The sequence below is a fragment of the Azospirillum humicireducens genome (assembly GCF_001639105.2).
GTDB lineage: Bacteria > Pseudomonadota > Alphaproteobacteria > Azospirillales > Azospirillaceae > Azospirillum > Azospirillum humicireducens.
Window position 1 is genome coordinate 1471604 of sequence record NZ_CP015285.1, and the last position, 14571, is coordinate 1486174.

Annotated in this window: 15 protein-coding genes; 8 read left to right on the forward strand and 7 right to left on the reverse strand. The window is 64.7% G+C overall.

Features of this window, described 5'->3' with window-relative positions; all coding sequences use genetic code 11:
• The first annotated feature begins 32 nt into the window (after positions 1-32).
• The 4 genes from A6A40_RS06735 to A6A40_RS06750 all read left to right on the forward strand — a co-directional run bounded on the left by A6A40_RS06735 (position 33) and on the right by A6A40_RS06750 (position 2454).
• Entirely contained in the window at positions 33-935 is a 903-nt protein-coding gene (locus A6A40_RS06735) for a rhodanese-like domain-containing protein (protein ID WP_063634712.1), read from the forward strand.
• Positions 932-1366 (forward strand): GNAT family acetyltransferase, encoded by a 435-nt coding sequence (locus A6A40_RS06740; protein ID WP_063634713.1) that lies wholly within the window; start codon positions 932-934, stop codon positions 1364-1366. Before A6A40_RS06735 ends, A6A40_RS06740 begins: the two co-directional genes overlap by 4 nt.
• Positions 1342-1959, forward strand: coding sequence for a GNAT family N-acetyltransferase (locus A6A40_RS06745; protein WP_063634714.1), 618 nt, complete (start codon positions 1342-1344; stop codon positions 1957-1959). Before A6A40_RS06740 ends, A6A40_RS06745 begins: the two co-directional genes overlap by 25 nt.
• Before the next feature lie 252 nt (positions 1960-2211).
• Positions 2212-2454 carry a hypothetical protein gene (locus A6A40_RS06750; RefSeq protein ID WP_236783757.1) on the forward strand — a complete coding sequence of 81 codons (243 nt, stop codon included), beginning with the start codon at positions 2212-2214 and terminating at the stop codon, positions 2452-2454.
• Between the two features lie 319 nt (positions 2455-2773).
• Here the strand turns inward: A6A40_RS06750 and A6A40_RS06755 are convergent, their stop codons facing one another.
• The 5 genes from A6A40_RS06755 to A6A40_RS06775 all read right to left on the reverse strand — a co-directional run bounded on the left by A6A40_RS06755 (position 2774) and on the right by A6A40_RS06775 (position 8386).
• Positions 2774-3859: a pyridoxal phosphate-dependent aminotransferase gene (locus tag A6A40_RS06755; RefSeq protein WP_063634715.1), complete on the reverse strand. Its 1086-nt coding sequence runs from the start codon at positions 3857-3859 to the stop codon at positions 2774-2776.
• A 162-nt stretch (positions 3860-4021) separates the two neighbouring features.
• Positions 4022-4810, reverse strand: a complete 789-nt coding sequence (locus A6A40_RS06760; protein ID WP_063634716.1) for an amino acid ABC transporter ATP-binding protein — start codon at positions 4808-4810, stop codon at positions 4022-4024.
• A 27-nt stretch (positions 4811-4837) separates the two neighbouring features.
• A complete protein-coding gene (locus tag A6A40_RS06765) occupies positions 4838-5944 on the reverse strand; it encodes an amino acid ABC transporter permease (RefSeq protein ID WP_063634717.1) in 1107 nt (368 codons plus the stop codon).
• Between the two features lie 5 nt (positions 5945-5949).
• A complete protein-coding gene (locus tag A6A40_RS06770) occupies positions 5950-7149 on the reverse strand; it encodes an amino acid ABC transporter permease (protein ID WP_063634718.1) in 1200 nt (399 codons plus the stop codon).
• Between the two features lie 217 nt (positions 7150-7366).
• Positions 7367-8386 carry an amino acid ABC transporter substrate-binding protein gene (locus A6A40_RS06775; RefSeq protein WP_063634719.1) on the reverse strand — a complete coding sequence of 340 codons (1020 nt, stop codon included), beginning with the start codon at positions 8384-8386 and terminating at the stop codon, positions 7367-7369.
• 376 nt (positions 8387-8762) lie between these two features.
• On the opposite strand from A6A40_RS06775, the gene metC reads away from it, so the two are divergent.
• From metC to A6A40_RS06795, 4 genes are all read left to right on the forward strand, one after another.
• Positions 8763-9941: a cystathionine beta-lyase gene (metC, locus tag A6A40_RS06780; RefSeq protein ID WP_063634720.1), complete on the forward strand. Its 1179-nt coding sequence runs from the start codon at positions 8763-8765 to the stop codon at positions 9939-9941.
• Between the two features lie 28 nt (positions 9942-9969).
• Complete coding sequence (hisI, locus tag A6A40_RS06785; RefSeq protein ID WP_063634721.1) at positions 9970-10404, forward strand: phosphoribosyl-AMP cyclohydrolase; 435 nt, start codon at positions 9970-9972, stop codon at positions 10402-10404.
• A 570-nt stretch (positions 10405-10974) separates the two neighbouring features.
• The gene (locus A6A40_RS06790; protein ID WP_063634722.1) at positions 10975-11658 is read left to right on the forward strand and encodes a calcium-binding protein; all 684 of its coding nucleotides are present in this window, start codon (positions 10975-10977) and stop codon (positions 11656-11658) included.
• Positions 11659-11783: 125 nt separating this feature from the next.
• Positions 11784-12275, forward strand: a complete 492-nt coding sequence (locus A6A40_RS06795) for a PRC-barrel domain-containing protein (RefSeq protein ID WP_063634723.1) — start codon at positions 11784-11786, stop codon at positions 12273-12275.
• A gap of 104 nt (positions 12276-12379) precedes the next feature.
• Here the strand turns inward: A6A40_RS06795 and A6A40_RS06800 are convergent, their stop codons facing one another.
• Both A6A40_RS06800 and A6A40_RS06805 read right to left on the reverse strand, forming a co-directional pair.
• Positions 12380-13894, reverse strand: a complete 1515-nt coding sequence (locus A6A40_RS06800; RefSeq protein ID WP_063634724.1) for a TRAP transporter large permease — start codon at positions 13892-13894, stop codon at positions 12380-12382.
• An 18-nt stretch (positions 13895-13912) separates the two neighbouring features.
• A complete protein-coding gene (locus tag A6A40_RS06805; protein WP_063634725.1) occupies positions 13913-14452 on the reverse strand; it encodes a TRAP transporter small permease subunit in 540 nt (179 codons plus the stop codon).
• Positions 14453-14571 lie beyond the last annotated feature (119 nt).

Consider the following 14571-nt stretch of genomic DNA (forward strand, 5'->3'; position numbering starts at 1 on the left):
CCATTCACCGAGCCCACTCAAGGACCCGCAGCATGAGCGACAGCACCGTTGATCCGCTGACCGGCCCCGTCGTCTCAACCGACTGGCTCGCCCGAAATCTCGGCCGGCCTGGGCTGAAGCTGCTCGACGGATCCTGGCACATGCCAGCCTTGAAGCGCGACATCCGGGCCGAGTTCGCGGCCGCCCATATTCCCGGCGCACGCCTGTGCGACGTCGACGAGGTGGCGGCGCCGGACACCCATCCATTGCCGCACATGGCCCCGGATGAGGCGACCTTCGCCGCGAAGATCGGCGCGTTGGGCATCGGCGACGGTGACACGGTGGTGGTGTACGACACCGCCGGCATGGCGACCGCCGCGGCGCGCGTCTGGTGGCTGTTCCGTCTGTTCGGCTTCGACCGGGTGGCGGTTCTGGACGGCGGGATGCCGAAATGGCTGACGGAAGGACGCACGACCGAGTCGGGCGAACCCGCTCCGGCCGAACCGGCGGTCTTCACCGCGCGCAAACGTCCGGAGCTGATCCGCAGCGCCGATCAGGTGCTCGCCAACATCGACGCGAAGGCCGATCAGGTCACCGACGCCCGCGCCCAGCCGCGATTCGAAGGCGCGGTGGGGGAGCCCTGGCCGGGCCGGCGCAGTGGCCGGATTCCAGGCAGCTTCAATCTTCCCCACACCGACCTGATCGACGCGGAAGCCAAGACCCTGCTGCCGCCGGACGCCATCGCCGCCAAGGCGCGAGCCGCCGGGCTGGACCTCGACCGGCCGGTGGTCGCCTCCTGCGGCAGCGGCATCACCGCCTGCGTCATCGCGCTGGGCCTCGCCACAGCCGGCAAACCGGACGTGGCGATCTATGACGGCTCCTGGGCCGAATGGGGCCTGCGGGAGGATCTGCCGCTGGAAACCGGACCGCGCGAAGCAGAAACGCGGCAGCCGTGACCAATTCCGTCACCGTCCGACCATGCCGCGCGGAAGACCGCGACGCCGTCGTGGCGCTGTGGACCGACTGCGGACTGGTGGTGCCGTGGAACGATCCGGCGGCTGATTTTGCACTGGCACTGTCGAAGCTGAATTCGACGGTCCTCGCTCTTTGTCTCGACGACCGGATCGTCGCGACGGCCATGGTTGGCCAGGATGGACACCGCGGGTGGATCTATTACCTCGCGGTCGCCCCCGCCCATCAGGGTGAGGGCCTGGGCCGCCGCATGCTCGCAGAAGCCGAAGGCTGGCTGTCGGCCACCGGGATGCCGAAGGTTCAACTTCTGGTCAGAAGCACCAATGAACGGGTGCTGGCATTCTACGAGCACCTCGGCTACGCCAAACCACCCTCGACGTTGATGCAAAAATGGCTGACCAACCCTTCTCCCTGACCCGCCCCGACCTTCCCGCCGCCAGCCGGCCGGGCCATCTGCCGGTGATCGTCTCCTATCTTCAGATGACGGCCCCGCCGGCCCGTGAGCCGGTGCGCCAGCCGAAAGGCAACCTGTCGCTGCTGCGGGCGAATCCGCCGACCTGGTCCTTCTACCGCTATCTCTACGACACGGTGGGCGAGCCCTGGCTGTGGCACGAACGCCGCCGCATGCCGCGCAAGGAGCTGGAGCGCTCGATACTCGACCCGCTGGTGGAGGTCTGGGTGCTCTATGTCGACGGCACGCCCGCCGGCTTCGCCGAACTGGACCGGCGGACGAGCGAAACCGATCTGGCCTATTTCGGCCTGATCCCCGACTTCATCGGCCACAAGCTCGGCCCTTGGCTGCTCGACACCGCCATCCGCAAGGCATGGGAAGGCGGTGCATCGAGGCTCGTCGTGAACACATGCACCTTCGACCACCCGAAAGCACTGCCGCTCTACCAGAGCATGGGCTTCGTCCCCACCCGGCACGTCGCCCGCGAGGTGCGCGACCCGCGTCTGGACGGCATCCTGCCGCGCAGCGCCGGGGAGCATGTGCCGCTGGCAGGATGAGGCTGAAGCGGCGTTTGCCCCCTCCCCAATTCTCCCCCGCCTGTCGGCGGGAGAGGGAGCAGGCCCTCGCATTGCCAACATTCCCTCTCCCGCTTGAAGCGGGGGAGGAAGGGGCCTGCCACACCACACCCCCTTGACCACCCAGTCCACCCCGCCCCATCTACCGCGGGATGCCGGAACTCGGTCGTGGGCCGGCGTGTTTCTTCGGGCGAGGCGGAAGCTCCGCCGTGACGAACGGGAGATGAGGCCTTGGTGGGCTGGATCATTCGGACGCTGGTGCTGTGCTTCGTCGTCGGCTTCGTGCTGTCGTTTCTGAACATCAACCCGGCCAACATCCTGACCAACAGCTGGCAGACGGTTCAGGATATCGCAGCATTGTTGGTCGAAGCAGGCGGCTGGGCCTTGCCCTATATCCTGATCGGCGCCGTGGTGGTGGTGCCGCTGTCGCTGCTTGGGCTGATCCTGCGCTGGAACCGCTCCCGTCCGCCATCCTGACTCCAGCTTGAGCGCGGACAAAAAAACAGGAGGCACCGGAACCGGAGCCTCCTGTGAAACAGGGAGGGTTAGAGACAGCCACAGGTTTACGCCCTCGCCCGGCCTGCCGCGTTGATGCATGTCAACGGAGCGGCACTTTTGGGCGACAGTCCTCGCCGCAAAGAAAAACCGGAGACATCCATGCGGATGCTCCGGTCCAGTGATACAGGGAGGGTTAGAGACAAGACGGACCTTATCCCGAACCGGATATACCGTTCGTTGATCTGCATCAAAAGCGGCGAATATCCCGCTCCCACCCCATACCTTTCCGTTCGGGTCCTCACCCGAGGATTTCTGCCAGCGCCACGATCAGCGCCTTGTTCTCCTCCTCGCGGCCGACGGTGATGCGTAGGCAGTCGGAGAGCCCATAGTCGGCGACCGGCTTCACCAGGATGCCGCGGCGGGCAAGATGGTCGATCACCGCCTGAGTACCCAGCGACGGATCGGTCGGCACACGGGCCAACACGAAGTTGCAGACGCTGGGATAGACACGCAGACCCACCCGCTCCAACTCGCGTGAGAGCCAGGGTAGCCATTGCGCGTTGTGGACGAAGGTCGCCTCCTCATGCTCCGCGTCGCTGAGTGCGGCGGCGGCGGTCAACTGGGCGGGGAGCGAGACGTTGAAGGCGCCGCGAATGGCATTCACCGCCTCGATCACCGTAGCAGGGCCATAGCCCCAGCCCACCCGCAGCCCGGCCAACCCGTGCATCTTCGAAAAGGTGCGGATCAGCAGCACATTGTCGGAGTTTTCGACAATCTCCGTCCCGTCGCTGTAATCCGGCATCCGGCAATAGTCCGCATAGGCGGAATCCAGCACCAGAAGCGTGTGGGACGGCAGACCGGCGCGCAGCCGCTGCACCGCGTCGGCCGGGATGTAGGTTCCGGTCGGATTGTTCGGATTGGCGAGGAAGCAGATCCTGGTGCGGTCGGTGGCGCGGTCTATCATCGCATCCACATCCACCACCATGTCGCGCTCCGCCGCGATGACCGCGGTCGCCCCGCTGGCACGAATCGCCTTGAGGAAGCCTCGATACCCGCGCTCATGGCACAGCACCTCGTCACCGGGACCGGCGAAGGCCTGGGCGACCAGATGGATCATCTCCTCCGATCCTGCGGTGCAGACGATATGGTCGGCGTCGATGGAATGGCGGCGGGCGATGGCGTGGCGCAGCGGATCCTGATCCCAGTCGGGGTAGCAATGGATCCGGGCCGCCGCTTCGCAGTAGGCATCCAGCGCGAGCGGGCTGGGTCCAAGCGGATTGTGGGTCAGGGACAGGTCGATCCACCGGCGGCCGTCGCGGGGCGGGCGAACGGGACGGTACGGCTTGATCTGGCCAACGCTGGGACGGGGGCTGAGCAGGTCCATAACCTCGGTCTCCGTTAGCGATTCGGTCGAACACCACGTCAGGCGACCGATTGAACCGCAAACCGGTGTGCGGCGCCACAGGACATTGCGCCGCGCACCATAAGTCGAGGTGTTTTGTTTCCAAATGGCGGACCGGAAGGAACCGCCGGTCCGCCGCCTGGATCAGTGGTTCAGGATCTGGCTGAGGAAGAGGCGCGTGCGGTCCGACTTCGGATTCGAGAAGAAATTGTCCGGAGTGTCCTGCTCGACGATCTCGCCGCGGTCCATGAAGATGACGCGGTCGGCGACCGACTTGGCGAAGCCCATCTCGTGCGTGACGCAGAGCATGGTCATGCCATCCTCGGCCAGACCGATCATGACGTCCAGCACCTCCTTGACCATTTCGGGGTCGAGGGCGGAGGTCGGCTCGTCGAACAGCATCACCTTCGGGCTCATGCACAGCGACCGCGCGATGGCGACGCGCTGCTGCTGGCCGCCCGAAAGCTGGCCGGGGTACTTGTGGGCCTGTTCGGCGATGCGCACCCGCTTCAGATAGCTCATGGCGATCTCTTCCGCTTCGGCCTTCGGCTTCTTGCGGACCCAGATCGGGGCGAGCGTGCAGTTCTCAAGAACCGTCAGGTGCGGGAACAGGTTGAAGTGCTGGAACACCATGCCGACCTCGCGCCGGACCAGCTCGATGTTCTTCAGATTGTTGGTCAGCTCGATCCCATCGATGACGATGCTGCCCTTCTGGTGCTCCTCGAGCCGGTTCAGGCAGCGGATCATCGTCGATTTGCCGGAACCCGACGGGCCGCAGACGACGATACGCTCACCTTTCTGGACGCTGAGGTTGATGTTCTTCAGGACGTGGAACTCGCCATACCATTTGTTGACGCCCGTGCAGCGGATGATTTCCTCGCCGCTGAGGACGTGCTTGGCCTTGGCGGTGCCCTGGGACATGGCCTGGGACATAGTCGTGTTCTCCTTGACGGCGTGGGTCTAACGGCGGTGGCCGCGATTGAGATCGCGTTCCAGCTTCTGGCTGTATTTGGACATGCTGTAGCAGAAGACCCAATAGATCACGCCGATGAACAGATAGGCCTCGCGGTAGAAACCGCGCCAGGACGGATCGGACAGCGCGGCCTTCGCGGTGCCGAGCAGGTCGTACAGCCCGATGATGATGACCAGAGAGGTGTCCTTGAAGAAGCTGATGAAGGTGTTCACCAGCGGCGGAATGGCGACGGCCAGCGCCTGCGGCAGGATGATCTTGCGCATCTTCTGCCAATAGGACAGCCCCAGCCCATCCGCGGCCTCGTACTGGCCCTTGGGAATCGCCTGCAGGCCGCCACGGATGGCTTCGGCCATATAGGCGGCGGCGAACATGATGAAGGCGATCTGCGCGCGCAGCAGCTTGTCGATCGACACGCCGTTGGGCAGGAACAGCGGCAGCATAACCGATGCCATGAACAGCAGGCTGATCAGCGGCACGCCGCGGATCAGCTCGATGTAGGTGACGCACAGCACCTTCACCGCCGGCATGTTCGACCGCCGGCCGAGCGCCAGCAGGATCGCCACCGGGAAGGCCACGGCCAGCCCGATCACCGACAGGATGAGGGTCAGCGGCAGTCCGCCCCACAGCGTGTTCTCGACATAGGTCAGGCCGAACACGCCACCCCACATCAGCAAGGCGACCAGCCCCAACCCGGCGGCCCAGATCAGCCCGAGCCAGGGCTTCCAGAACCGGCGGTCGCAGCTGACGACCAGAAGCGTGATGATGACGCAGATCGTCACCAGCGGGCGCCACTGTTCATCCCACGGGAACATCCCGAACATGATGAAGCGCAGCTTCTCGCTGATGAAGCCCCAGCAGGCACCGCCCGCATCCTGCCGGCAGACCGTGGAAGCGGCATCGAAGCCATGGGCCCGGATCAGCAGCCAATTGACGAAGGGCGGGACAGCCGACGCCAGAAGCGCCAGCACCAGCAGCGTCAGGATGGCGTTGTACCAGGTGTTGAACAGGTTGTTCCGCAGCCACGCGAGGGGGCCGACGGTGTTGGCCGGCGGACGCTCGTCCGGCAGGCCGACGCTTTGCACGTTGTCGGTCATGGCCGTTACCGCTCCACCAGCGCGATGCGCTTGTTGTACCAGTTCATGAAGATCGAGATGCTGAGGCTGATGACCAGATAGGTGCCCATGATCATCGTCACGCCTTCGATCGCCTGACCGGTCTGGTTCAAGGTCGTGTTGGCGATCGACACCAGATCCGGATAGCCGATGGCCAGCGCCAGCGAGCTGTTCTTGGTCAGGTTCAGATACTGGCTGGTCAGCGGCGGCACGATCACCCGCAGCGCCTGCGGCAGGATGACGAGGCGCAGCGTCGGACCGCTGGGCAGGCCGAGCGCACGCGCAGCCTCCGTCTGCCCCCAGTTGACCGCCGTGATGCCGCTGCGCACCACCTCGGCGATGAAGGCGGAGGTGTAGATGGTCAAGCCGGTCAGGATGGCGAAGAACTCGGGCGAGATGGCGGCGCCGCCGGCGAAGTTGAAGCCCGCCAGCTTCGGCACATCCATTGCCATCGGCGCGCCGCCGGCGATCCAGGTCAGCAGCGGCAATCCGACGATCAGCCCCAACCCGGTCGAGCCGGTGGGGAAGGGCTGGCCGGTCCGCGCCTGCCGCGCCTTGGCCCAGCGCGACACGCCCCAGGCGGCGACGATGGCGACCAGCAGGGCGATGCCCATGTTGATCCAGACTGGATCGGCCGCCGGAACCGGTACGCGCAGGCCGCGCTGCGACAGGAATACGCCCGGAAGCGGATTGAGGGCCTGTCGCACGGGCGGCAGGCTTTCCGACACCAGCGCGTACCAGAAGAACAGCTGCAGCAGCGGCGGGATGTTGCGGACGATCTCGACAAAGGTCGAGGCGAGCTTGGCGATCAGCCAATTGCTGGACAGGCGGGCGACGCCGATGATCGTGCCGATGATGGTCGCCAGGATGACGCCGATGATCGACACCTTCAGCGTGTTCAGCACGCCGACCAGAAAGGCTCGGCCATAGCTGTCCTTCGGCGAATAGTCGATCAGCGATTCGCCGATGCCGAAGGCCGCTTCACGCTCCAGGAAATCGTAACCGGTCGCGATCGAGCGCCGCGCGAGGTTGTCGAGCGTGTTGGAAATCAGGAACCAGCCGACCAGGACGACCGCGCCGACCACCAGGATCTGGTAGACGATAGCGCGGAACGTCGGGTCGCTGAGGGAAAACGATACGCCACCCGGCGGCGGAGCGCCTTGGGTGGTCCGGGTCTCGGTCGCCACGGACTACTCTCCCCCAACCATCGCGTCCCGAACGGTGCCCACGCGGTCCCGGACGTTCTTCCGGGCATTTCCCACACCGTAGGGGATGCGACATGTCTCCCAATGCGGTCCCCTGCGCGGGCGCTTCACCGGCGCCCTGCGCGACCGCTCCTCAAGGAACCGGAAGGCCGCCCTCCGGCAACTGGCCTGCGGGCGGCGCTTCAAGCGGTGCCGTGCCTTACCGGAACGGCTGGGCGTACATCAGGCCGCCCTTGGTCCACAGGGCGTTCAGGCCGCGCTCCAGCTTCAGCGCGGTGCCCGGACCGACGTTGCGGTCGAAGATCTCGCCGTAATTGCCGACCTTCTTCACCACGTTGTAGGCCCACTTCTCGTCCAGGCCCAGGGCCTTGCCCATGCCCGGCGTGGTGCCGAGGTAGCGCTGGATGTCCGGATTCTTGGAGTTGGTGAACTCGTCGATGTTCTTGGAGGTGATGCCGAACTCCTCGGCCTGGATGGTCGCGAAGACCGTCCACTTCACGATATCGAACCACTGGTCGTCGCCATGGCGCACGGCCGGAGCCAACGGCTCCTTGGAGATGACCTCCGGCAGGATGACATGGTCGTCCGGAACCGGGGCGACACCGGCGCGGGTGCCGGCCAGACCGGACACGTCGGTGGTCAGCACGTCGCAACGGCCGGCGAAGTAGGCGGCATTGACCTCGTCGTTCGACTCGATGACGACCGGGTTGTAGCTCATGCCGTTGGCGCGGAAATAGTCAGCGAGGTTCAGTTCGGTCGTGGTGCCGGACTGGACGCAGACGGTGGCGCCGTTCAGCTCCTTGGCGCTCTTCACGCCGAGCTTCTTCGGAACCATGAAGCCCTGGCCATCATAATAGGTGACGGGGGCGAAATTCAGGCCGACCGAAGTGTCGCGGGTCAGCGTGGCGGTGGTGTTGCGCGACAGCAGATCGACTTCGCCCGACTGGATGGCCGGGAAGCGCTGCTGGGCGGACAGCGGAGTGAACTTGACCTTGTTCGGGTCGTTGAAGATGGCGACGGCGACGGCACGGCAATAGTCGACGTCGAGCCCGGTCCAGTTGCCGGCACTGTCGGGGTTGCCGAAGCCCGGCAGACCGGCATTCACGCCGCACTGAACGAAGCCGCGCTGCTTGACGGTGTCGAGCGTGGCGGCGCCGGCGGCGACGCTGGCTGAAACGACCACGGCCGCAGCGGCGGCGGCCAGGAACCCTGACTTCATATTATTAACTCCACCCTGTTCTTGCGTTCTTCGCATTTGAGCGGTCTGACGACGCGCCTGACGACGCCGGCCTTCTGATCCCCCTTGTGATCCGTCGGGACAATCCCCGCCGGATCGGTCCTGTGAGGATCGCGACGCAGCCATGCGCGTGGGACAACAGTGTATCAATTTGATCCGACTTGTCGAATCCTCTGTGCATCGGTGGTGTTACCAAAATATCCCAACCACTCACAGCGGTTGCAAGCAATCGGCGATGGCGGCACGCCGCCCGCGATGACAGAATGTTCGGCCGTGCCCGCGCCGCACGCCCCGGAGTACTCTTCGCGGCGGTCGAATGGAACGGGCCGGATTACCGCTCCAGCCAAACGGACAGTCGATGAAGGACGTCACGCAGGACACGATTCTCGTTCACGCCGGCCGCGATCCGCGGAACAACCACGGCATCGTCAATCCACCGGTCTATCACTGTTCGACCGTGCTGTTCCCGACCCTAGACGCGCTGGAGGAGAGCGACCGCAACACGCTGGAAGGGGTGCATTACGGCCGCATGGGCACACCCACGACCTTCGCCTTCGAGGAGGCGGCGGCTGCGCTCGAGGGTGGGTTCAAGACGGTGAACACCGGTTCCGGGCTCGCCGCCATCGCGGTCGCCCTGTCGGCTTTCACCAAGGCCGGCGACCATGTGCTGATCACCGACAGCGCCTATGGCCCGACGCGCCGCTTCGCCAAGGAGACGCTGGCCCCCTACGGCGTGGAGGTGGAGTTCTACGATCCCTGCATCGGAGCCGGCATCGACGCCCTCCTGCGGTCGAACACCAGCGTGGTCTTCCTCGAATCGCCGGGATCGCTGACCTTCGAGGTGCAGGATGTGCCGGCCATCGCCGCGGCGGCGAAGAAGGCCGGCGCCACGGTGATGATCGACAACACCTGGGCAACCCCGCTGTTCTTCCGCCCGTTCGACCATGGCGTCGACGTGTCCATCCATGCCGCCACCAAATACATGGTGGGCCATGCCGACGCGATGCTGGGCGTCGTCACCTGCCGCGATGAGGCGACCTGGGTCGCGGTGAAGAAGGCGGCCACGCGATTCGGCATCTGCGGCGGGCCGGACGACCTCTATCTCGGCCTGCGTGGCCTGCGGACGCTGTCGGTGCGCATGCGCCAGCACCAGGAAAGCGCGCTGGCGCTCGCCGACTGGCTGGCAGCCCGGCCGGAGGTGACGCGCGTGCTGCACCCTGCCCGTCCCGATTTCCCGGGCCATGCCCTGTGGAAGCGCGACTTCACCGGGTCGAGCGGGCTGTTCTCGATCGTCATCAATCAAGTCCCGCGCAAAGCACTCGCCGCGATGCTGGACGGAATGGAGCTGTTCGGCATGGGCTACAGCTGGGGCGGCTTCGAAAGCCTGATCCTGCCGACCCGGCCGGCGGCAGTGCGTTCCGCCACCCGCTGGACCGATCCGGGGCAGGTCCTGCGCCTGCATGCCGGGCTGGAAAGCGCCGACGACCTGATCCGCGACCTGGATGCCGGCTTCCGCCGGATGGCCGCCGCCCTCTGAGGGACTGACCAGTGAGGAGTGATTTGCCATGACGGACACACCGTCCCTCGATGCGGCGCCGTACGAAGAAATTCTCGCCGCCATCCGCTTCACCGCCGACGGTCTCGTGCCCGCCATCGCCCAGGCGGACGGCACCGGCGAGATCCTGATGATGGCCTGGATGAACCGCGATTCGGTCGTGGAGACGCTGGCGACCGGCCGGGTCTGCTACTGGTCGCGCTCTCGTGGCGGGCTTTGGCGCAAGGGAGAGACCTCCGGCCAGATGCAGCGCTTGAAGGACTTCCGGGTGGACTGCGACGGCGATACCCTGCTGCTGATCGTGGAGCAGGACGGCGTCGCCTGCCACACTGGGCGGCGCAGCTGCTTCTATCGCGCCTGGCGCGACGGGCGGCTGGAGACCATCCAGGAGGTCCAGACCGATCCCGCCATCCTGTATGGCGGGCATTCCCACAGCCACGGCTGAGACGGCCGGACGCGAAGCGAGTCGCAGCCACGGCAGTGACCGCTCGCGACCGATCCTTGATCCACATCAACGCCGCGATCCCACCGAAGGGTATAGAAACACTCTTGTCTCTAACCCTCCCTGTATATGACTGCACCGGGCGTTCCCATGAACGCCCGGTTATTTTTTACGCGGCGGCCGCCCTCGCAATGTCGGTCGGCGGCAGGCGCGTTTGCGCCGCCGAATCTCTTTCGGACGATCCGCTCAGGCACGTCATCCGACCTGGGCCTAGTGCCGTCTGTTACGCAACATGCCCTTCGGCACGGCGACCGGTGGCCTTTTGCAAGCCAATACCTGTCCATAAGGCAAAAAAAACCCGCTCTCTGTCGCAAAAACAGCCCGCTTCCAGTCACAAATACATAAAATATAGAAACATAAAACTCCTATTGTCTAAACAATCTATGATTATCTGTGTCATTTCCCCAAACTCCCTTTGTACTGCCCCTTTATCGCTTTTCGACCTCCCCGCGCCCATGGTTAACATATAGTTAATCGTTAACAACACGTTAACGGCACTGATGGAGAGACGCCATGCGCCAGTTCTGGGGGACTTCGAACAACGACACCATGACCGGCACCGCCACTGACGACCGTCTCGACGGTCTGGACGGCAACGACCGTGTCTACGGCGCCGGCGGGAACGATCTGCTGTATGGCGAACGCGGAAACGACTCGCTGATCGGTGGGCTGGGCAACGACAAGCTCTATGGCGGCGACGGCAACGACTGGCTCGGCGACCCCTATGGCAAGGATGAACCCGGAAACGATTCGATGTGGGGCGATGCCGGAAACGACCAACTGTTCGGCGGTGAGGGAAACGATTGGCTGAACGGCGGCACAGGCGACGACATCGTCAAGGGCATGCGCGGCGACGACACCATGATCGGCGGCAGCGGCAATGACATCCTGTACGACAGCTACCGCGACGGCGGCGCCGACCTGTTCCAGCCAGGCACCGGCAATGACAGCATGGTCAGCTACTATGACGGTCTGTCCGACCGCTTCCTGATCGAACAGGCCACCGGCGGCTTCGGCACCGACACGATCACCTATTTCGAAAAGGGCATCGACCAGATCGAGTTCCGCGGCTATGCCGCCTGGGAAATGGGGATGACCAGCAACGGCTCGGCCACCACCTTCAGCTTCGCCGACGGCTCCTCGCTGACGGTCGACCAAATCGGGCTCAACGCCGGTCACGACTTCATCTTCACCTGACCTGCCCGGACGGAGGACTCCCGCGGGCGAAGGGGTCACCCCATCGGCGCGCGGAACCTCCTCACGGCTTGCGCTGTTGCAGCGACGGACATGTCTGCGCAGCCAGAAGATAGGGTCAAGAACCGATGGACCAAAGCCGCCAAACCTTCCGACCGTGCCGCTTCCTGCTGTCGGTGCCCCTGCTCCCGGTCTTGGCGCTCGGCGCCTGCGCCGGTTCCTCCGACATGGGCGGAGTGCCTTCGGCGGAGGTCGCGACCAGACCGCCGATCGAACTGGTCGGCCTGACGGTGCAGACGCCGGACGGACGGCGCATCCTGGGCAACGTCTCCGATCTGGTGATCGGGCCGGCCAACCGGGTGGAGCAGGCGATCGTCACGGTCGGGGCACCCCGCTACCCGACGGAGTACAAGGTGACGGTCAACAGCGAAAACCTGCGCTATGCCCACAACCGACAGGCCGTGATCCTCAGCGGCATGTCGGTGGAACAGTTTGCAGCCCTGCCGCCCACCGGCGTCAGCGACCGCATGATGTCGCTCGGCGGCGGTCCCGGCGGTACTCCCCTCGCGGCCGGTGGCACGGCGCCGACCAATTGGGCGGGAGCCACCCAGCCCCGCTGATCTCCTTCACTGGCCCTTTCCCGCTGGAAACGCACGCATGAAAAAAGGGGGCCGGACGAACCGGCCCCCATTTCCGTTCAGACATCCGTTCGGGCTTTCCGCCGTCACTTGCCCTGAAGTTGCTTCATGATGTCGTCGGCCTGGTTGTTTTCCTGACCACCGGGAGCAGCGCCGAAGGGCGGAGCCACGTCCTGGTTGTCGAAGGCCGGAATCTCGATCTTCACGTCTTCCAGGTTGATCGCCGGGCCCTTGTCACGGCCGGCATCCACCAACTGCGGGAAGGCGATGACGAGCGCGACCATGATGAGCTGGATGACCACGAAGGGCACCGCACCCCAATAGATCTGACCCGTGGTGATCCTTGCGATCTTCTGCCCGGTAATCTTGTCGATGTAGTCCGTCTTCGGCGCCACCGACCGCAGGAAGAACAGGGCGAAACCGAAGGGCGGGTGCATGAAGCTGGTCTGCATGTTCACGCCCAGCAGCACGCCGAACCAGATCAGATCGATGCCCAGCTTATCCGCCACCGGCCCCAGCAGGGGGACGATGATGAATGCCAGCTCGAAGAAATCGAGGAAGAAGGCCAGCACGAAGATCAGGATGTTGCAGACGATCAGGAAGCCCAGCTGGCCGCCCGGCAGGCTGGTCATCAGATGCTCGACCCAGAGGTCGCCGTTGACGGCGCGGAACACCAGGCCGAACACGGTCGAACCGATCAGGATGAAGACCACGAAGGACGACAGCTTGGCCGTGGAGTCCATCGCCTGACGCATCAGGCTCCAGCTGAGCTGGCGCTTGGCCAGCGCCAGCAGGATGGCGCCGGCAGCACCCATGGCGCCGCCTTCGGTCGGTGTGGCAATGCCGATGAAGATGGTGCCCAGCACCAGGAAGATCAGCACCAGCGGCGGCACCAGCGAGGTGATGACCCGCAGAAGCAGCTTGGTGCCGCGCAACGTGCGGGCCTCCAGCGGCAGGGCCGGAACCGACTCCGGACGAATGATGCTGGTGACCAGAATGTAACCGGCATAAAGCCCGGTCAGCACGAGGCCGGGGATCAGAGCGCCGGCATACATGTCGCCGACCGAGCGGCCGAGCTGGTCGGCCAGAACGATCAGCACCAGCGACGGCGGGATGATCTGGGCCAGCGTGCCTGACGCTGCGATGACACCGGACGCGATCCGGCGGTCATAGCCGTAGCGCAGCATGATCGGCAGCGAGATCAGGCCCATGGAGATGACCGACGCGGCGACGACGCCGGTGGTCGCCGCCAGCAGCGCGCCGACGAAGATCACCGCATAGGCCAGACCGCCACGGATCGGGCCGAACAGCTGCCCGATTGTGTCGAGCAGATCCTCGGCCATGCCGGAGCGTTCCAGGATCAGGCCCATGAAGGTGAAGAAGGGAATGGCCAGCAGCGTGTCGTTGCGCATGATGCCGAACACGCGCTCCGGCAGCGCCTGCATCAGCGCCGGGGTCAGCAGACCCAGCTCGATGCCGATCAGGCCGAACAGGAGACCGTTGGCGGCCAGCGCGAAGGCGACCGGGAAACCCATCAACAGGAAAAGCACCAGGGCGCCGAACATCAGCGGCGCCATATTGGCGGTTACGAACTCGACCATCAGGGGCGCTCCCGGTCCTTAGGAATGGCTGTGCATCTTCTCGCCCGGCTCGTCACGATGGCCGGTGAGATAGGCGATGCGCTTGATCAGCTCCGACACACCCTGTGCGGTGAGCAGGAAGAAACCGACCGGGACCAGGATCTTCGCGGGCCAACGGATCAGGCCGCCGGCATCGCTGGACATCTCATGAGTGAGATAGCTGTCCAGGAACATCGGCCAGGACAGCACCGTGATCAGGATCGTCATCGGGAACATGAAGACCAGGATCCCGAAGATGTCGACCCATGCCTGTACCCGCTTGGAGAAGCGACCCAGAATGATGTCGATGCGGATGTGTTCATTGCGCAGGAACGTATATCCGGCGCACAGCAGGAACACGGCTGAGAACAGGTACCATTGCAACTCCAACCATGCGTTGGAGCTGGTGTTCAACCCGTAACGGATGACCGCGTTGGCCGAACTGACGACGACGGCGACCAGCACGAGCCAGTATGCAAGCTTGCCGATGCCCTCGTTCAAGGCATCGATCAGGCAGCTTAGTTTGAGCAGACCTCTCAAAGGAGAAACCTCCCTGTTGCAGGGGGCGCGGCCTTGGCCGTCCCCTTTTGCTTTTGTTGCAGCCGCATAGACACGGCAAGTCGCAACCCTCTCTCGGACGGAGGGTATACCAAAAGATA